A 17803-nucleotide genomic window follows, 5' to 3' on the forward strand; every position below is an offset into this window, starting at 1 on the left:
GCGGGTGTCTCCTGAAGAGGTGGGATCAGCGGGCGGAGGCGGTGGTGAAGGTCTCGCGGACCGCCGCCCCGTCGGCGCCCTGGGCGAGCAGCGCCTGCAGCAGGAGCCGCGCCTGGTAAGGGCCGAGGTCCCCAGCTCCGATGAGTCCTCGTCCGAGGAGGTCCTTCTCGGAGCCGGAAAAGCCGTACGTGTCGGACAGGACGGGGCCGTTGCCGATGCGGGAGGCGAGGACCACGGGGATGCGGGACGCGAGCTTCGTGAGCCCTTCGACGAGACGCTCCGGGACGTGGCCCACGCCGAAGGCCGCGACCACGAGCCCGTCACAGTTGCCGTCCCACACGTTGAGCAGGGCGCCGTCGTCGCCGAGGGTGACGGTGTAGAGCCCGACGCGTGCCTCACGGTCGGGGGCGCCGACCAGTGGTCCACGACGCGGCAACCCGCCCGCCATCCGCACCCGGTTCTCCGCGATCCGCGCGATCGGGCCGCACGCCGGTGAGGTGAAGGCGGCGGGGCTGGTGGTGTGGGACTTGCGGACGGTCCGGGCCGAGTGGACCTCGTCGCCGAGTACGACGAGGCAGGCGGCGCCGCTGAGTCCGGGGTCGGCTGCGGCCAGGACGGCGGCGTGGAGGTTGGCCGGGCCGTCGGCGCCGGGCAGGGTGGGGTTGCGCATGGCGCCGGTGACGACGAGAGGCTGCTCGTGGCCGTGGTAGAGGTCGAGGAGGAAGGCGGTCTCCTCGATGGTGTCGGTGCCCTGGGTGATGACGACGCCGTCGACCTCTCCGGTCTCCAGCTCCGCCGCGATCGCGGCCGACAGTGCAGTGAGGTCCTCGAAGGTCAGGGAGGCGCCGGGCAGACGACGGAAGTCCCGCACCTTGAGGCCGATGCCGCTCGTGGCCAGCGCGGGTACCGCGGCGAGGAGTTCGTGGGCCGAAAGCGCCGGTACGACGCCTCCGGTGGTGGGGTCGGTGGTCATGGCGATCGTGCCGCCGAGGGAGAAGACCGCCACGTTCCTGACCGACTCCGTCATTCCCCTGCTCCCCTGTCCGGACGCCGCCGAGCGCGACCTCACGAGTGGTTCACGCAGGCTATCGGGTCGGCGCCGTCCGGGTACGCGGAATGATCACCATCTGCTCGGCCACGAACCGGCAGGCGGCCTCCAGCCCTTCGAGACCGAGCAACCGGCTGCGCGGCCGGGCAAGCCGCTCCATGCCGACGGCCGACATCTGTGCGCACCGGCGACCGAGCCAGGAGGCGTCGAGGCCGAGGTACTCCGCCGTTGCCGCAAGCCGCTGTCCCACCTGTTCGGCCGCCGTGGCCGAGTGGTGGCTGACGTGGCCCGTTACATCGGCGAACGTCCGCAGGGCCCCCGGCCGCGCGGTGACCGCGAGGTGGGACGCCCCCTCGGTCCGTACCCATGTGGCGATGACGGCGCGGCGCCCGTGGGAGAGCGCGAAGCCGTCGGTGTGGGCGAAGCCTCCGTCGTCCGTCACCCAGGTGCGGATGCCGAAGGACTCCATGAGCGCGATAGCGAGGAAGAGCAGAACGCGCTCGTACGCCGGCGAGGAGGCGACCGCAGCCTCGGGGACGCAGAACCCCCGGCCGCTGGTACCGCCCGGACGCCTGGGCGCCATTCGTTCCAGGTACTGGTACTTGTGCCGGAAGAACAGCCAGGTGGCGGCCTCCTCACCGCGCTGTTCCCTGGTCCAGAAGACGGGTGCGTCGCCCAGGTGGTCACGGTGGCCCAGGATGTACCGGGCTGCAGTCTCCGAGCCGATGAGCATCCGGGAGACTTCGGTCAGTCCCTGGTCGGCGGCGATTGGTGCGCCTGGGGAAACGGTGAGCGACGTTAGCGAGGTGTGCAGGGGCTGGTCGTCGCCGAGCAGTGCCGCCTCGAATCCCGACACGGCCCACAGGATGCCGTAAGTCAGGTCGTCCAGTTCGTACGCGGCGGGGATGTCGACCGGGTCGGAGGCGGTGGCGCGTACGCCGCTCGGTCGGACGTCGGTGACGAACTGCCGGACCGCCCCGTCCACCGTGCGGTTGGCGACGACGAGCGCGCGCATCGGCATGGTGCGCCACGCCTCCAGCTCCGGGCGAGAGTCGAGTCTCAGGCTGTCCCCAAGGAAGGAGGCCGCGGGAAGGGTCAGCACAGGAAGCGCCGTCGTCGAGACGGCCCGGCCGGCGGGTAACAGAAGCTGGCCCGGCCCTTCGGGCAGCGCAGCGTACCCACGGGCTCCGGTGTCCACCGCCCCCGGTCGACCCGCGGAGTCCGCGATGTGCGGATCGACCGTGGGCAGGAGCCCGAGCAGCTCCCCCGGGACTCCCAACGCATCAGTCCACTGGACGAACTGTCGTCGGTCGCGGATCCGTTTGAGCCCGCGTTCCAGTCTGCTTACCTCGGCTTGGTCGATGCTGACCATCCGCGCCACGCCGGCCTGGGAGAGGCCCGTGTGCTTCCTGAACAGCTTGACGACGGTGCCGAGTTCCCAGGCGGCCACGGCTCGCCGGACCGTCGGATCACGCCAGAAGGCCGGGTCGGCCCGTCGGGCGGCCGGCCCGTCCTGGCAGGAGGCGCATCGTGTACCGGCGTTGAAGCGACTGAGGAGGGCACCGCAGCGCGTACACCGTCGCTGTCCGCTGTCGACCATGGTCGGCATTCTGCCTCGCTCTGCGACCACCCGGACACGGTGCGCTCGTGGGGCTCATAAACGCTCATAAGCGTGGGCCTTCGTGGCGGCCATCGTGGTGGAGCACCACCGACCGGAGCCGCGTGCCGCGACTCCCCGGACGTGAGGATCCGACCTGTGACCTCGTTGACCCTGCCACCCCGGCCCCCCGGTTCGCCGCCGCTGGCCCATGCTTGGCAGACGCTGGCGGACGGGCTGCTGACCCAGCGGCTCCATCTCCATCTCGACGAATGGCGGGCTGCCGTCGCCGAGGAGAAGGCGCTGCCGGACGTGCCGGGCGCCGATGTCTCCGTGCTGGCCCAGCGCCCGTCTCCACTGTCGGCAGGGGACGAGTCCGCGAAGGCGCTGCTGGAGGACGCCGGGCTCGGCTTCTGGTGGGAGCTGCCCCAGCGGCACGGAGCGGAGTCGCGGAACCGGCGCGGGGCACTCCACCACGCCGCTGACAGCGCTGCCCAGAATCTCCTCGCGGAGCAGTCCGGGGCGGCCTGGTCCGACGCCGTGACCGCCGTCAGCGGCGCCGCCGCGTGGTGGGTGGGCTTCTTCGCGATCATCCGCCACCGCGGGGTGCACCACATCACGCTGGAGCCGCACCCGAGCCCGCTCCATGAGCAGGCCCTGGGCACCGCGGTGAGCGTCGTTGCCCACGGCATGGCCACGCGGGTGCTGGAGGCAGCGCTGCGTAACTCCGACGATGACCCGCCCCTCCGCGCCGCGTACTGCCGGGCCGTCGCGACCGGCATCTGCGCCGAGCCCGAGCTGCCCCGACTGCTCGACGAGTTGGCGGAGCTGCGCCTCGTGGACCTGGTGTCCACCACGGCCCGCTGGCGGGGTCGCTTCACCAAGTACGCCGGCGGCACGGGGGCGGGGCAGGTCGAATGAACCACCGCTATCCGTTCATTGTCATCGAGGGGCTCGACGGCACTGGCAAGACGACGCTGCGCAAGGGCCTGTTCCGGCTCTGGGAGGGGCTCTACGGCGTCACCCCGCTGTGCGTGCTCACCACCAACTTCCTCGCCCCCGACCAGGCCGCCGCCATCGTCACCGGCAAGTACCAGCCGAACGCCGGGAACCGCGACGCCTACCTGTCCGCGATCGCGGCGGACAAGCGGGCCACGCTGGATCGCCTCGTGCTCCCCCAGCGAGCGGCCCGGCCCGTGATCGCGGATCGCTGGCTCCTCAGCGAGCTGGCCTTCTTCGCCGTGAAGCACGGCATGAGGGCATCGGAGACGTACGAGGCGCTGGCCGCGCAGCTCACCGTCGCCCCGGACATCACGCTCGTCCTGGACCTGGAGACCGACGCCTCGATGAGCCGGGCGCAGGCCCGACAGGGTGACGCCGTGCGGGCCGACTGGGACGTGCGCGACGTCCAGATCCGGGTTCGCGATACCTACGAGGCCGTGGTCACGAAGCCCGACGAGTTCCCGCTGCTGGGCGACGTGGTCCGCCTGGACGCCCGCCGGCCCCGGTCCGAGGTGCTGCTCGCCGCCTGGGACGTACTGCGCGAACGACAGCTGGTACCGCCCATCGCCGCCCACACGGAAGGAGGAGAGATCCATGGTTGACGGCACGAAGGCGAGGCGTCTGCGCGAGGCCCTCGACGACAGCGAGCGGAAGCACCCTCTCCTGGCGATCGGTGCGGTGAACGCGCTCGCCGCGCACGTCGCAGCGGAGGCGGGCTTCGACGCCCTGTGGGTGAGCGGTCTGGAGGTGTCCGCGGCCTCCGGGCTACCGGACGCCAACGTCCTGGGCCCCCGGGACCTGTCCGACGTGGTCGCCTCGCTCGGCCGTGTCACCGAACTGCCCGCCATCGTGGACATCGACAACGCGGGCGGCTCGGGGCGCACGGCGGAGCGGTTCGCGTACGACCTGATGCGCGCCGGAGCCGCGGCAGTGTGTGTCGAGGACAGCGCGTACCCGAAGTGCAACAGCTTCGCGGCCCACCGTGCCCAGACCCTCGCAGACCGGGATCTGCTGTGCGAGCAGGTGGGGCGCATACGGAAGGTCGCCGGTGATGGCCTCGTGGTCGTGGCCCGCACCGAGGCCCTGATCGCCGGTGAGGACATGGCCACGGCGATCGCCCGCGCCGAGGCGTACGCCGAGGCCGGAGCGGATGCGGTACTCATCCACTCCAAGGACGCGACCGGTGATCAGGCGCGGGCCATCGGACGTGCGTGGAACCACGGCGTGCCGCTGGTCAGCGTGCCCACGGCGTTCCCCGACCTGAGCGCCGCCGAACTCGGCGAGGCCGGCTTCCACCTCTGCATCTACGCGAACCAGCTCAGCCGTGCCGCCCTCGCGGGTATGCGCGCCGCCGCTCGTCAGTTCCGGCGGGGAGGCAGTTTCCGCTCCACCGTCGCGGGGTCCCTCGCGGAGGTGGGCGACCTGATGCGCGTCGGCGAACCGGAGGCGCTGTCGTGCCTCTGACGCCCGAGCCGCCTCGGATCAGTGTCTCCGTGAAGGCGGCGATCGTGCGCGACGGCACCGTCCTGCTGCTGTCGTACGACGACGAGGCCGGGTTCCACTACAACCTCCCCGGCGGCAAAGCGCAGGTCGGCGAGGACCTGCGCCAGGCCGTGAACCGCAAGGTCGCGCAGGAGACCGGCCTCCAGGTCGTGGCCCGGCGTCTGCTGTGCGTCGTCGAGTACGTGCCCGAGTCGTGGCAGGGCGAGTTCGGGGACGTACAGAAGGTTCAGTTCAACTTCCTCGCCGAGCAGGTGGACGACGCCGAGCCGCGCATGCCGGAACCGCCGGACCCCATCCAGGTGGGCTTCGAGTGGGTTCCGCTGGAACGTCTGGGCGACGTGTACCTGTTGCCCCGGATCAACCGACCGCTGTCGGCGGCGTTGAACGGGCAGCTCGCCGACCCATTCGTGGACAGGTGGTGACCTTCATGGATCCGACGCTGAACGATCTGCGGGAGTGGCTGCTACGGGAGCACTCCGGGACGGTCTGTGCCGACCGGCTCCGCGTGATCGCCGACGAGCTCGCCGACATGACCGCCCGCGGTCTGTCGGGAGCCGTGGTGGAACTCGGCTGCTACAAGGGCGCGATGGGCCTCTGGATCCGTAGCGTGCTCGACTCGCTGGGCGACCGCGATCGCGAGATCCACGTCTACGACTCCTTCCAGGGCATGCCCGCGCCCGGCGCCGAGGACTCGGACCATCTGGCGGCGGGCGAGCTCCGGTCGTCACCGGACGACGTGCACGCCACGCACGCGGCCTGGGCCAGGCCGGCGCCGGTCATCCATCCGGGATGGTTCGACGAGACCCTTGCCAAGGAGCTGCCCGACGAGATCGCGTTCGCCTACCTGGACGGCGACTTCTACGACTCGACCCTCACGGGACTCACGCACTGCGTCACCCGCCTGGTGCCGACGGGTGTATTGCTCGTCGATGACTACGCGGACACGGCGGTCAATCCGCGGGCCTGGGACGGGCTCCCGGGGGTGAAGCGCGCCTGCGACGTGTACTTCGGCGCGCCTTCGCCCGTGACCGTCGTCGTCGGTGAGGACGATCTCGCCTTCGGCCGGTACGAGAAGCCGGAGTTCCTCGGATGAGCGCTGTCCTGGTGCTACGCGGTGCGGCGGACGCGAGCGCGATCCGCCGCGCCCTGCCCGATGTCCTCGTACACGAGTTGCGGGACCTGGACTCGCCTCTGCCCGCCGACACGGCCGTGCTCGTCCTGCGTTCCGGCGTCCGTCTCGGCGAGCGGGAGCTCAACGCGCTCCCCCGCCTGCGGCACGTCGTACGGACCGGCTCCGGCATCGACCACATCGACGTGAGCGCCCTCCGGCACCGTGGCATCACGCTGCACCGCAACGCCGAGGCCGGCGCGGGCGCCGTGGGCGAGTGGGTGCTCGCCGCTGCCCTGGCCCTGGCCCGGCGGATCCCCTTGGGGCAGCACGCGCTGCTGCTCGGCCAGCACGAGAAGCAGGCGTGCATGGGGGCGTCACTCGGCACCCTGGACGCAGGCATCTGGGGCGCGGGTCCGGTCGGGCTGGCCGCCGAATGGGCCCTCGCCCCCTACGTGGGCCGCACGGCCTTCGCCGCGTGGCCGTCGAACTCTCCCGGTCTGCGAGAGCTATCGCCGACAGCCCTCATGGAGCAGTCGCAGGTACACGTGATCGCTCTGCCGCTGCGCCCCACGACCGAACAGCTGATCGGCGAGGACTTCCTCACACGCGTCGCTCCGCAGCGGCCTCTGCTCATCTGCGCAGGACGGCTGGAGACCCTCGACGTCGCGGCCTGCCTGCGGGCACTGGCGGACGGGAGGCTCTCGGGCCTCGCACTCGACCCGGTCGAGCGGGAGCACCTGCCGCTCCTCACCGGCTCCACGACGCCGCTCAACCTCCTGGCCTCGCCCCACATTGGCGCCCAGCGCTCCGACGTGCGCGGCGCACTCGACCGATGGGCCATCGACCTCCTCAAGGAGATCAACGCCGCCGACAAGATCCTGATCGAAGGAGGGCACAGGTGAACCCATCGGCACGACTGCGCCGGGAGATCGCCGACAGAGTCGCCCAGGCTCTGCTCGCGTCCGGCGAGGCTCGTGAGGTCTGGCTGGAGGGAGCCCTCGCCTGCGGCTTCGCCCACGCGGCGAGCGACATCGACCTGCGTGGCATCGTGGACGGCACCCTTCCGGCGTGGGAGTCCCGCATCGTGGACGGCGTCCGTGTCGACCTCCAGGCGACGGCGCCGCAGCGGGCGGAGGAACTCCGTCACCTGCTCCGCTCCTTCGACGTCCGCCGCGACGACCTCGGCTCGTTCCGCCGGGTACGCGCTTCGATGCACGACCTCATGTGTCTGCGTACCGCTCTCTCCTACGGCTCCGGACGCTGGAGTCCGGTGCTCGCTCCCGGGGAGCGCCAGGGCTACCGACGGTGGGCGGTTGCCGACCAGGCCGAGGTGGCGGCGAGTCTCGCCGAGGACCTGACCGGACTCGTCGAGGACGGCCTGGCCGAATCGGTCGTCGTCGTATGCCGGAAGCTGGAGACCTGTCTCGCTGCGCTCGACTGCGCGGCGGCCGGCCATCCCGTCCTGGGCGACAAGTGGCTGCCGCTGCTCGCCGGCGCGCCGCCCCGCCCGTCGATCAACCCGGCTCGCGCGGAGACGTGGGAGTGGTTCCGTCCGGTTCAGCGACGCGTGGCCAGAGCGCTCCTGGGCTGCTGGCCCGTCGACGACCCGCTGCAGAAGCCTCCCAGTCTGGGCGCCCCAGACGCCGGCTGGCTGCCCCAGCGGTACGCCGACGGGTGGTTCCTTCGCCGTGGCGACGTCCACATCCCCATCACCGGCGGACAGCTTCTCGGGTGGCTGTCCGCGGTCTCCACCGATGTCGCGTAGACCGCGCCTTTCCCCCTCGGGAGGCTTCTGATGCCCGTCACCCGCACCGCCCCCACGGACCTTGAGAGTCTCTACGCCCCGTTGTCGAGCACCGGGCCGGACACGGCGGTCTCCGTCATCCTCAAGCTCCGGGGAGAGACCTGCGACATCGACTGCCTGTACTGCTTCGAGAAGCGCAAGGAGTCACCGGGCGGCGCCCGGATCAACGCGGCACAGGTCCACCGCCTCGGTTCGATCTTCTCCGGGCGCCCGCTCAGCATCGAACTCCACGGCGGGGAGCCCCTGACCGCCGGCCCGGAACGGATCGCGGAGATCCTGGACGCGCTCGCCGCACAGCCGAACGTCATCCGCGTGAGCCTCCAGACCAACGGCCTCCAGCTCGACGACGCGTGGCTGGACCTGTTCGAGCGGCACTGCCCGGAGCTGGAGATCGGCATCTCCCTCGACGGGGACGCGCTTGGGAACTCGTGGCGCGTCGGGTACGACGGCCGCCCCACGTACTCCCGGGTGGTCGAAGCCCTGGAACTCCTCGGCCGTCGGGAACGCCGCGTCGGCGTCATCTGTGCCGTCACTCCGTATGTCCTCGGCCGGGCCTCCGAGGTCATGGAGCACCTCGCCTCCTTTCCCGCCGTGACGACGGTCAGCCTGGTGCCGTGCTTCGACGCGTCGGTCACCCGGTCGACCACTGTGGCTGGATCCCGTGCGCCGACCAGTCGGGCACTCCAGCGGCGGGCCATCGGCCCCACCGGCCCGGCCTGGGCCGTCACGCCTCGTCAGTACGCCGACTTCGTGTTGGAGGCCGCCCACCACTGGGTCGCCGACGGCCTGTTCCGCCGCGTCAAGCTGGAGCCCGTCGTCTCCGTCATCCGCCGTCTGAAGGGTCTGCAGACTCGTTCCTGCCACTTCTCCGACTTGAAGTGCGACCACGTCCTCACCCTTTATCCCGACGACCGCCTGGGAAGCTGTGATGAGCTGCCCTGGCCGCAGGCCGGCCTCGCCGCACTCGGCGATGTACACGCCGAGGCGGACATAGCCGGCGCCCAGGGCGGCTCTCCCTTGCTTCAGCAGGCACGCTCCCTGGTCACGAAGTGCACGGCCTGCGACTACCGCGACACCTGCGGCGCGGGCTGCCCGGCGGTCCGCCTCCGCTTCGCCGCCGCGGGCGACGAAGACGCGTACTGCGACCACCGCATGCGCCTGATCGACGGCGTCGCCGCCCTCCTCGTCCAGCCGAGTCTCCCGCCCGGCGCCTCATGTTCCCGGCTTCGCTGGCGTCCCGTCCGCCCCAACGACATGCACCACGTCGCGGCGTTCCTGGCCCGGTGGGACGACCCGGCGGCGCCCCGCCCGCCCGCGCGCCTTCAGGTGAGCGCCCACGGCAACATCAACACGGTCGGCCTCCCCGGCATTCACGAGGCAGACGATCTCGACCCGCAACACCCCCAGTGGTACGAGGGCATCGAGCCCGGCGTCCGCCCGGTCGTCGACGCGCTCACCGCGGGCTGGAACGCAGTCACCTATGACAGCTGCCAGGGCCACACCTACGCCAGCCTCCCCGAAACCGAGCCCCGCTTCCTCTCGGTCGGCATCCTGCCGCGCGACCGCGACGAGCACGCGCGTACGGCAGCGCGCCTGTGCCGGGCCGCTGGCCGAGCCGAGCCCTCTCTGCCCGGAGCGTGTTCGCTGGTCCTCGGCCGCAACGAGCTCACGTGCCGCACCACCGGCCGCGTGTACCCGACGCTCGACCTCCATCTCGTACCCGCTGCCGGCACAACGCCTGCCGAGTACTTCGAGGACCTCGCCCAGGCCGTGCACGTCCTCACGGAGGCCCTGGCCGAGGCCGCCTCCGCCCCGCCCTCCACCCCCTGTGCCTGCGGAGGCGAGCAGTGATCCACATCGCCGAGACGCTGTCCATCCGTACCGTGGAGGGCTTCCTCAAGCCGGACGAGATCGAGCGACTCGGCATCGTCATGGACGACACGCTCGGCTCCCTCGGGCGCGACCGGTACGGCACGGCCCGCCGCACCACCATCCACGAGATCCCCGGTCACTCCCCCGCCGAGGCGCAGGACGTCTACGAGCCGGCCGGCCGGATCGAGGTAACCGAAATCCCGTACGAGGCGACCGCCCTCCTCGATCAGGCCCTGAAGCTGCGCATGGCCGCCATCACGCGCACCCTGCCGTCGGTCACTGGCCACCGGCCGTGGATCTACCTGGAATACGGCTCCGGCCAATACATCACCCCGCATGCCGACGGCATCGCCCCCGATCCCCGCACCCGTCCCCGCCAGATCGCTGCCGCGACGGTCACGCTCACAGGCATCCACGAGACCGGCGGCGCGTTCTACGTGGAGACCACGGGCAGCGACGCCGTCTGGACCGCCGACGAAGCGCCGACCGGGTCGGATTACGCCCACGGGATGCGCTTCGCACACGACGGGACGGACGTGTCCTCCCCCTGGTTCCGCACCATGCCCCGCACCCGATGGAGCGTCACACCTGCTCCCGGCACGCTCGTGGTCTTCGGCAGCCAGCTCATTCACGGCACGGAACCTGTCCGCGCCGGCCGCGTTCGCAAGTTCCTCACGCTCTTCGTCTCCGAGTAGGAAGCCTCGCCGCCATGACCAGCCCCCGTGGCCCGCCGCACAGCCACCCCTCCCCCAACCCACGGCCCCGACCAGAGGAGAGAGCGAGCAGTGGCAGAAGACAAGACGTTCGACGAGTTCCTGGAGGCAGTCGCGTCCCTGCGCGACAGCGACCCTGTGCGCACCACCGCGCACACCTCCAACGCGGCCACCGAGACCTGGCTGGCCACCACGGTGCAGCCCGACGCCGCTGAGCCCACCACCGAGTCCTGACCCGCCACGGGGCCGGGCCCGTCCCGGTCCGGCCCCGTTCCACCCCGGAGCCCCAGATGAGCGCTCTCTTCCCGGAAGCCTTGGTCACCCTCGACGGCATCGCTGGCCACCAGCACCTCCGGACCAGCCGTATCGCCTCCGTACTCGGCAACCGCCTCGGCTCGTCCGCCCTCGACTACGCCGCCGCCCACCACTTGCTCGAAGGCGCCGAACACGCCGCAAGCGCCCGGGACGCGGACCGCCTTGCCTGGTACCGCAATACGACGGTGCGAGATCTGACCCACCTGTCGGTCGACCCGCACATCGTGCTCAGCCCACGCCCTGCGGACATGCTGCGCTCGGAGATCTCCGAAACCGCGTACTACCTCGTCGGCCCCGACACCGCCTCTGCCACGCCCGAGGCCCAGGCGATCGTGCATGCCGCCCTCGCCTCCGCCACCGAGCATGGCTTCGGCACGCTGCTCACCCAGCACGCCCCCGTCATCTGCTTGCTCAACCGCCGCCGGCTCGACGAGACCCTCCACAGCTGGGCCCTCACCCGCCTCCCCGGCACCGTCTTTACCGACTACACCGTCCACCCCGAGGTCCTGGCCCGCGACCTGATCCACGAGGCCGCCCACAACTGGCTCAACGACGCCCTGGCCGCGCACAACGTGCGCCTCCCTGCCGACGTCACCTTCTTCTCCCCCTGGCGAGGCACGCGGCGTTCCGTCTTCGGCTTCCTCCACGCGTGCTGGGCCTTCTCTCTCACCGTGCTGTACGTACGGGAGGCGCGGCGCAGCGCCACGGGCGCCGTCGTACCCTTCCTCGACACCCACCTGCGCCAGCAGGCGGTCAAGTTCGCTGCCGTTACCGAATGCTTGGAGCAGGCCCTCTCGTACGTGCCCGCAAACGAAATCCCTGAACGCATCGGCCGTGCAGTCGGCAAGGTGGGCACTTCGATGTGCTCTGCCGACTGAGCTGATCGGGGAGGCGCAGGGCACGCCCCTCAAACATGGTGGCGAGCAAGGGGAGCGGCGACCTTCCTGTCCGGCCGTGAGGACGCTCGGGCAGCAGAATGCGGGAACATCACCATTCTGGTTGTAGGCACTTGGTGGGACCGGTACGACGGTCACCATGTACCGATGGTCGCCGCTCAACGATCGACAGCTGGCCTTGCTCACTCGCATCAGAGAGGGAACGGATCCCGTCACCTCTGCCAGCCCGGAACTCGCCATCACCGCTCGCGCCCTCAAGAGCCGGGGCCTCATCACCATGCCCAAGCACGGTGGGAAGTGGCAGGCGGAGATCACCGATGACGGTCGCTTCTACCTGAAACACGGCCACCACCCGGACCGGCCTGAACCGACCTCGCGAAAGCAGCGACCGGTAACTGCCGAACCAAAGCCGGAGGCTGCGGCACCTCCCCGCCAGCGGGCGACGCCCCCGCTCGAGGCCAAGCCTGCGCCAGCGCGCCCTGCGAAGCCGCCACGGCAGTCGCCGGCGGAAATCGGCGCGGCCTTGATCGCGGAGGTGCAGAAGGCCGACCGATTCCTTCGGATCCCGGACCCGAGCGACGAGGAGCGGGCCCGCTATCGCCGGGCGTTTGACGCCGCGAGGCAGTGTGCTCCGGATGGCTTCCATCTGAAGTACAGCGGGCGGGCGAAGGGAGACTTCTTCCTCGGCCTGCTCCGGGTGACAGGCGAGGATGACACCGAGTGGAACCGGATCCGCCTGGCCCGCAGCCGAGTGATCACCGACATCGAGGACGTGATCGCGGCGGTCACCGCAGACCACAGCGCCTTCGAGATCTCAGACGAAGTACTCCCACGAGTGCTCTCCCTCGTTCGGCTCCTCGCCGAGCAGGCCCGGGCACTGCACGGCGACATCGCGGTGTCGAAGAAGCGCAGGCAGCCGAGGCCGCTGCTCAAGGTCCACGGCAGGACATACGAGATCAGCTTCAAGGAACGGCAGAAGCAGGTCCGGTACGTGCCCACGCAGCCGGGCCGGCGGACGTACGACTGGCAGCGGGTCACCCCTGCACACCGGTTCGAGCCATCCGGCGAGCTGGAACTGCACGTGAGCCAAGGCTCGGGGTACGGCTGGAAGAAGGAATGGGCCGACAGCGCAAAGAAGCCGTTGGAGGACCAGATCGACGCCGTCCTCCGAGCCCTGAAGGCCCACGCGGAGCAAGTGGAGCAGGCCCGGCTGGCGTGGGAGGCGGAACAGCGGCGTCAGCGGGAGGGGCGGGAACGGCAGGAGGAGGAACGCCGCCTCCGAGAGGCCCAGGAAGAAGAGGAGCACCGCCGGCGGGAGGCTGAGAAAAAGGAGCGTACGCGGCGGGAGTGGGAAGCTGCGGTCAGCGTCGCGACGATCAAGGCGGTGGACGCCGTACGGGTTGACCGGTTCGGCACCGCCTTGGCGCAGTGGCGGGCCGCAGGGGAGATGCGGGCTTTCTGCGCCGCGCTCGATGAGGCCGCCTCCGCCTCGGACAACTCCCACGAAGCCGGACGACTGCGCGAGTGGTCAGCGTGGGGAAAGGCGGAGGCTGACCGGCTCGATCCGACCGTGGCCGGCAGGAGCCTGACCGGCCACAGCCTCCACGCGGAACCCACGGACGGCCAGCTAAGGCCCTTCCTCGACGGATGGCATCCGCAGCGGCCGGAGAAGGAGAAGCCACAGAAGAAGGAAGAACCTAAGGGGGAAGCCGAACCGCCCAAGCGGGAGCCGGAGCGGTGGCGCGGCTTCACCGACGAACGTCTGGACCAAGGCTGGAGATATGGACCCCAAGGTCGCGCTCAATGGTGGAGGCGATGACACCGTGCCCGCGGTCACGTAGGGCCTTCACCGACCTCTCCACGAGCTTCCCGAGCCGGACAACCTCCTCGCGCAGAGCGACCAGCTCGTCGTACCGCTCGGCCTTGTCCTGGCCACACCACTCCCGGACAGTCCGCAGGACGGCCGCTTCCGCGTCCAGCTTGCGGTCGTCCCGGCGGCTGTAGGAGTACCAGGAGGACTGCGTGCGCTCCTGATCGATGGCCTGCTGCCTGCGGTCCACCTCCGGAAGGATGTCCTCGGCAAGACGGCCGGCCACGAGGCGTGCGATGCGCTCGGTGACCGGCCACCCTGCCAGACACCTGCCGTGGCGGTTCTCGTAGACCATCGGATCGTCTCGCAGCTCCGCGGGATCCATGCCGACAAGGGGAGCGCCGTCGTCGAGACTGCCCATCTCCAGGATCCCTGCGTCCGCGACGCTGCGCCGCAGCCGCAGCTTGCTCTTCGGGCGGACGAACCCGAGGATCAACCGTGCGGCCTCGAAGTCGGCACTCCCCCGTACATGCCGCGACGCCTCGGCCAGAGCGAGCTCGCTCGCGTCGTCCGCACGGAACGCCTCGACGTCCTCCCAGCGCGCCACCAGGGAAGTCGTGTCGACCCACTCCTGCAGTCCGGCGTCGTCACTGTCGAGGAACCGCACGTGGAGCCAATCAGCCCGGCCACGACCGCCTACCCGTACGACCTCGACCCGACGAACCGGGCCGCCCAACTCCTTCGGCCTCGCTCGGTAGGCCCAGTGCTCACCCATCTCCATGGGTCCATTGAGCCAGTTCTGTTAATCCCGTCGCGCGGCGATTGCCGAAACCAGCGGATAGAACTGAGCGCCAGAGGTTCTTGCAGGGACGACGGCCAGCCATCTGGCGACTTGGCCACCTGCAGGTCAGGGCGGGTACGACTCACCCGGACCTCCAGACGAACAACATTTGCCAATGAGGTAGACAGCATGATCGAGATGCGTCAGGCCCAGCGACTCCGCGTCCACCTCGTGGGACAGAGATCTGTCGGCTGCCGCTCGACGGTGAGGGCCGCTGAGGTCGGGCGCGGGGTCGTCGGCATCGGATGTGAGATGGTCCTCTATTTCTTTCGTGTGAGGCGGCAGTAAGGCAAGGGTCCGCAGGGTTCCAGCCACCTAGACTGGGCATTCTCACTGGCCCCGTTCGCGGTCAGCTGTACACGCCCGTCTCGGTGGACTTGCTGGCTTGTTCCTGGGATGTTCGTACGCAGAGACGGACTCGCTAGCACGTTCGAGTCCGGCCTGCCGCGAGTGCAGCCAAGCGCTCGGCGGGCGGTGCGCACGTATGGAGGATGAATGACGGATTTGCAGGCTGTCGAGATTTGCGCAGGGGCGGGCGGCCAGGCCCTCGGGTTGGAGCGCGCCGGATTCGGGCACGCCCTGGCCGTTGAGCTCGACACGCACGCCGTCGCCACACTGCGCAGGAATCGGCCAGACTGGGATGTCCGGCAAGGCGATGTGGCTGATCCGGAGGTCTGGAAGCCCGAGAAGTTCAGCGGGATGGATCTGATCGCCGGCGGAGTGCCTTGCCCGCCCTTCACCATCGCCGGTAAGCAGTTGGGGGCGACCGACGAGCGCGATCTTTTCGCCTGGGCCGTGCGCCTGGCTGAGAGGGCCAAGCCCAAGGCGCTCCTGCTGGAGAACGTCCGGGGGCTCAGTGCCAATCGCTTCGCGGCCTATCGGCAGAACGTCCTCGACACCCTGCAAAGCGCTGGCTACGTCGCTCAGTGGAAGCTCCTCCACGCAGCCGACTTCGGAGTGCCGCAGCTGCGGCCCCGTTTCGTGCTCGTAGCGCTACGTCCTGAATACGCTGAGTACTTCACATGGCCTGAACCGCTGGCGGCCAAGCGGCCCACAGTGGGCGAAGCCCTTTGCGACCTGATGGCCGCTAGGGGCTGGGAGGGCGCTAAAAGCTGGGCTGAGAAGGCCAACGACATCGCCCCCACCATCGTCGGAGGGTCGAAGAAGCACGGTGGGGCCGACCTAGGACCTACGCGCGCCAAAGCTGCTTGGGCGAAGCTAGGGGTGGACGCTCACGGTGTCAGCGATCAGGCCCCAGAGCCTGGCTGGAAGCCGGCTGAAGGGAAGCCAGGACCGAAACTGACCGTGGAGATGGTGGCCCGGATCCAGGGCTGGAAGCCCGAGGACGAGTGGGTGTTCCAGGGCCGGAAGACCAGTACGTACCGGCAGGTAGGCAACGCCTTCCCGCCGCCTGTCGCGGAGGCGGTGGGCCGGTCCATCGCACGGGCGCTGCGGCAGGAAGGGCCACGCACCGAGCTGGTAGAGACAACAGAGGTAGTCCACGACCCCGTCTACAAGCTGCTTCGGGGGATGGAGCGTCCCATTGGGATCGACCAGATCATCAGCCGGTTGGAGAAGACCGGGAAGCACATGTCAGAGCCGGAAGTCGAACGGCACATTGCCCACCTCGAGCACGACTTCGTGATCCACAGGGTGAAGCGCTCCAGCGGCGCCCTCAGCTACAGGCTCGGCGAGTTCAAGGCTTTCGTCGGCCAAGAGGGCCATCAGAGGCATGAACTCTTCTCCTTGAACCAGGCGAAGATCAGCTGACGGCCGCCGCGGGCGGGCGGTCAGGGGGCCTTCCGGTCACGCTTCGTGGCTGCGGCCTCCTGCCGCCGGGCGGTCACTGCCTCGATGACGGTCCTGGCACACGCCTCTGGCTCGAGGTGCTCCCAGAAGCGGAGAACCAGCCACCCCTCCTCCGCGAGCCGGTTGTCCGTGTCCCTGTCGCGCTTGATATTCCGGCCGATCTTGTCCTCCCAGTACGGCCGGTTCGTCTTCGGCATCACGAAGTGATCTGGGCAGCCGTGCCAGAAGCAGCCGTCGATGAAGACGGCCACCTTCACTGGGCGGAAGACCATGTCAGCCGTGCGGCGCATTTTCGGAAGCGGCTTGGCCGCCACCCGGTAGCGCAGTCCAGCGGCGTGGACGAGCGAGCGGAGGAGCAGCTCGGGTGCGGTGTCGCGGTTCCGGTTGCCGAGCATGCTCCGCCGGTTCGCGGCCGAGGAGGCCCAGGAACCTTCGGGCCGTGTCCACTGCCCGGCCTGTTGCTCTGGTTGCGCTTGCTCGCTCATATCTCCGGCAGTTTGGGGACGGCTTCCTCTGGGTCATCCGGCCTCGCGACAACCCATTCCTGCCCGCCCAGTTCTACTCTCGGTGCGTCCCCGTGGTGGGGACCGGCAGCCGCAAGCCGGGCGCTCACCGACTCACCGGGACCAGGTACGGGCAGGCCGAGCGCTTCGGCAATCCGGCCGTGGCTGGAGTAATGGCCCAGGATAACGATGCCGCGGGATTGGAGCCTTGATCGCGATCCGCCGTTGTAGCGGACGCGTTTCATGTAGTCCTCCTGCATCGCCACTGTAGCGACGACAGTGCGGCTGATCCGGCGGCCCTGAGCTCTCACGAAGAGATCGTCCACCCTGCGTTGGCCGCTCCTGTGGGAGAAGATCGCCTTGATATCGGCCTCGGAGAGCCGCAGCAGCATGTTCTCCTGAAGAGGAGCCCGGTGGAACAGCCACCGCACTGCGGCCCGCCCTGCGGCGTTCAGTGTCTTCTTGGCGTCCCGGTTGCCGCCGTTGTTCAGCCTCTCAGGCAGGGCGCGCACGAGGCCGGCGGACCATCTGGATTCTTCATCGCTGGCCCAGACGACAAGCAGCAGGTGGCCGAGGGCCTCTGGCGGGACCATCCACCCGCCGAGCGTCTGCGAGTACTTGCAGTCGACGTCGGTGCCGGCGATCGAGTAGTCCATGCTGAGGCCGTCGGCGAAGCCGAACTCGCGCTGCATGTTGATCTCGATCAGCGTGCCCAAGTGGGCCTTCTCGGTCTTGTACAGCTGGTCCCACCGGAAGCGACCGGTGTGCTGCCCATCCAGCAGCATGTCGATGCTCCGCCGGATCGCCCCTGCGGTCCTCCTGCCGTGCGGGTCGGCAGCGAGAATCTGCTGCGCAACGGCATCCAGTTCCGGATCGCCTGGTTCGTCAACAGGCCACAGGGCTGCCTGCGTGCTCATCGCTTCGCCGTCCACGGCAGGACTCTATCCGGGCTCCGGACGGCAGGGCAGCCCGGTCCGAC

General features: G+C 69.7%; 18 protein-coding genes. 13 read left to right on the plus strand and 5 right to left on the minus strand.

All coding sequences use genetic code 11. From position 1 onward, the window contains the following. Positions 1 to 25 precede the first annotated feature (25 nt). Entirely contained in the window at positions 26 to 1027 is a 1002-nt protein-coding gene (locus tag ACLGIH_RS15400; protein ID WP_416525811.1) for an asparaginase, read from the minus strand. A gap of 58 nt (positions 1028 to 1085) precedes the next feature. After that, positions 1086 to 2498, minus strand: a complete 1413-nt coding sequence (locus ACLGIH_RS15405) for a helix-turn-helix domain-containing protein (RefSeq protein ID WP_416525812.1) — start codon at positions 2496 to 2498, stop codon at positions 1086 to 1088. A gap of 306 nt (positions 2499 to 2804) precedes the next feature. On the opposite strand from ACLGIH_RS15405, the gene ACLGIH_RS15410 reads away from it, so the two are divergent. The 12 genes from ACLGIH_RS15410 to ACLGIH_RS15465 all read left to right on the plus strand — a co-directional run bounded on the left by ACLGIH_RS15410 (position 2805) and on the right by ACLGIH_RS15465 (position 13680). After that, positions 2805 to 3566 (plus strand): hypothetical protein, encoded by a 762-nt coding sequence (locus ACLGIH_RS15410; RefSeq protein ID WP_416525813.1) that lies wholly within the window; start codon positions 2805 to 2807, stop codon positions 3564 to 3566. Continuing rightward, complete coding sequence (locus ACLGIH_RS15415) at positions 3563 to 4249, plus strand: dTMP kinase (RefSeq protein WP_416525814.1); 687 nt, start codon at positions 3563 to 3565, stop codon at positions 4247 to 4249. The genes ACLGIH_RS15410 and ACLGIH_RS15415 overlap by 4 nt, the downstream gene beginning before the upstream one ends. Continuing rightward, a complete protein-coding gene (locus ACLGIH_RS15420) occupies positions 4242 to 5111 on the plus strand; it encodes an isocitrate lyase/phosphoenolpyruvate mutase family protein (protein WP_416525815.1) in 870 nt (289 codons plus the stop codon). The genes ACLGIH_RS15415 and ACLGIH_RS15420 overlap by 8 nt, the downstream gene beginning before the upstream one ends. Next, positions 5102 to 5572 carry an NUDIX domain-containing protein gene (locus tag ACLGIH_RS15425; RefSeq protein ID WP_416525816.1) on the plus strand — a complete coding sequence of 157 codons (471 nt, stop codon included), beginning with the start codon at positions 5102 to 5104 and terminating at the stop codon, positions 5570 to 5572. The genes ACLGIH_RS15420 and ACLGIH_RS15425 overlap by 10 nt, the downstream gene beginning before the upstream one ends. Positions 5573 to 5577: 5 nt before the next feature. Then, positions 5578 to 6243, plus strand: coding sequence for a TylF/MycF/NovP-related O-methyltransferase (locus tag ACLGIH_RS15430; RefSeq protein ID WP_416525817.1), 666 nt, complete (start codon positions 5578 to 5580; stop codon positions 6241 to 6243). After that, entirely contained in the window at positions 6240 to 7163 is a 924-nt protein-coding gene (locus ACLGIH_RS15435; RefSeq protein ID WP_416525818.1) for an NAD(P)-dependent oxidoreductase, read from the plus strand. The genes ACLGIH_RS15430 and ACLGIH_RS15435 overlap by 4 nt, the downstream gene beginning before the upstream one ends. Then, complete coding sequence (locus ACLGIH_RS15440) at positions 7160 to 8026, plus strand: hypothetical protein (protein ID WP_416525819.1); 867 nt, start codon at positions 7160 to 7162, stop codon at positions 8024 to 8026. Before ACLGIH_RS15435 ends, ACLGIH_RS15440 begins: the two co-directional genes overlap by 4 nt. Before the next feature lie 30 nt (positions 8027 to 8056). Continuing rightward, a complete protein-coding gene (locus tag ACLGIH_RS15445; protein WP_416525820.1) occupies positions 8057 to 9916 on the plus strand; it encodes a radical SAM protein in 1860 nt (619 codons plus the stop codon). Further along, positions 9913 to 10632: a 2OG-Fe(II) oxygenase gene (locus tag ACLGIH_RS15450; RefSeq protein ID WP_416525821.1), complete on the plus strand. Its 720-nt coding sequence runs from the start codon at positions 9913 to 9915 to the stop codon at positions 10630 to 10632. The genes ACLGIH_RS15445 and ACLGIH_RS15450 overlap by 4 nt, the downstream gene beginning before the upstream one ends. Before the next feature lie 90 nt (positions 10633 to 10722). Continuing rightward, positions 10723 to 10884 carry a hypothetical protein gene (locus ACLGIH_RS15455; protein WP_159054018.1) on the plus strand — a complete coding sequence of 54 codons (162 nt, stop codon included), beginning with the start codon at positions 10723 to 10725 and terminating at the stop codon, positions 10882 to 10884. A gap of 56 nt (positions 10885 to 10940) precedes the next feature. Further along, positions 10941 to 11843: an aKG-HExxH-type peptide beta-hydroxylase gene (locus tag ACLGIH_RS15460; RefSeq protein WP_416525822.1), complete on the plus strand. Its 903-nt coding sequence runs from the start codon at positions 10941 to 10943 to the stop codon at positions 11841 to 11843. Positions 11844 to 12000: 157 nt separating this feature from the next. Further along, positions 12001 to 13680 carry a PE-PGRS family protein gene (locus ACLGIH_RS15465; RefSeq protein WP_416525823.1) on the plus strand — a complete coding sequence of 560 codons (1680 nt, stop codon included), beginning with the start codon at positions 12001 to 12003 and terminating at the stop codon, positions 13678 to 13680. On the opposite strand, the gene ACLGIH_RS15470 is transcribed toward ACLGIH_RS15465, so the two are convergent. Continuing rightward, a complete protein-coding gene (locus ACLGIH_RS15470; protein ID WP_416525824.1) occupies positions 13610 to 14452 on the minus strand; it encodes a PE-PGRS family protein in 843 nt (280 codons plus the stop codon). The two genes, ACLGIH_RS15465 and ACLGIH_RS15470, sit on opposite strands and share 71 nt — an antisense overlap. A 555-nt stretch (positions 14453 to 15007) precedes the next feature. Between ACLGIH_RS15470 and ACLGIH_RS15475 the strand changes: the two genes are divergently transcribed. Further along, the gene (locus tag ACLGIH_RS15475; protein WP_416525825.1) at positions 15008 to 16282 is read left to right on the plus strand and encodes a DNA cytosine methyltransferase; all 1275 of its coding nucleotides are present in this window, start codon (positions 15008 to 15010) and stop codon (positions 16280 to 16282) included. A 20-nt stretch (positions 16283 to 16302) separates the two neighbouring features. Here the strand turns inward: ACLGIH_RS15475 and ACLGIH_RS15480 are convergent, their stop codons facing one another. Then, positions 16303 to 16806 (minus strand): very short patch repair endonuclease, encoded by a 504-nt coding sequence (locus ACLGIH_RS15480; protein WP_416525826.1) that lies wholly within the window; start codon positions 16804 to 16806, stop codon positions 16303 to 16305. Beyond that, positions 16803 to 17756 carry a NaeI family type II restriction endonuclease gene (locus ACLGIH_RS15485; RefSeq protein WP_416525827.1) on the minus strand — a complete coding sequence of 318 codons (954 nt, stop codon included), beginning with the start codon at positions 17754 to 17756 and terminating at the stop codon, positions 16803 to 16805. The genes ACLGIH_RS15480 and ACLGIH_RS15485 overlap by 4 nt, the downstream gene beginning before the upstream one ends. Between the last annotated feature and the right edge of the window lie 47 nt (positions 17757 to 17803).

This window comes from Streptomyces hamibioticus (assembly GCF_047946815.1).
Classification (GTDB): Bacteria; Actinomycetota; Actinomycetes; order Streptomycetales; family Streptomycetaceae; genus Streptomyces.

What these genes read in the sequence shown, in the direction of transcription:
- ACLGIH_RS15435 (WP_416525818.1), top strand. Translation starts at nt 6,240, where the DNA reads ATGAGCGCTGTCCTGGTGCTACGCGGTGCGGCGGACGCGAGCGCGATC.
- ACLGIH_RS15465 (WP_416525823.1), top strand. Translation starts at nt 12,001, where the DNA reads ATGTACCGATGGTCGCCGCTCAACGATCGACAGCTGGCCTTGCTCACT.
- ACLGIH_RS15415 (WP_416525814.1), top strand. Translation starts at nt 3,563, where the DNA reads ATGAACCACCGCTATCCGTTCATTGTCATCGAGGGGCTCGACGGCACT.
- ACLGIH_RS15470 (WP_416525824.1), bottom strand. Translation starts at nt 14,452, where the DNA reads ATGGAGATGGGTGAGCACTGGGCCTACCGAGCGAGGCCGAAGGAGTTG.
- ACLGIH_RS15460 (WP_416525822.1), top strand. Translation starts at nt 10,941, where the DNA reads ATGAGCGCTCTCTTCCCGGAAGCCTTGGTCACCCTCGACGGCATCGCT.
- ACLGIH_RS15475 (WP_416525825.1), top strand. Translation starts at nt 15,008, where the DNA reads ATGACGGATTTGCAGGCTGTCGAGATTTGCGCAGGGGCGGGCGGCCAG.
- ACLGIH_RS15445 (WP_416525820.1), top strand. Translation starts at nt 8,057, where the DNA reads ATGCCCGTCACCCGCACCGCCCCCACGGACCTTGAGAGTCTCTACGCC.
- ACLGIH_RS15430 (WP_416525817.1), top strand. Translation starts at nt 5,578, where the DNA reads ATGGATCCGACGCTGAACGATCTGCGGGAGTGGCTGCTACGGGAGCAC.
- ACLGIH_RS15480 (WP_416525826.1), bottom strand. Translation starts at nt 16,806, where the DNA reads ATGAGCGAGCAAGCGCAACCAGAGCAACAGGCCGGGCAGTGGACACGG.
- ACLGIH_RS15400 (WP_416525811.1), bottom strand. Translation starts at nt 1,027, where the DNA reads ATGACGGAGTCGGTCAGGAACGTGGCGGTCTTCTCCCTCGGCGGCACG.
- ACLGIH_RS15420 (WP_416525815.1), top strand. Translation starts at nt 4,242, where the DNA reads ATGGTTGACGGCACGAAGGCGAGGCGTCTGCGCGAGGCCCTCGACGAC.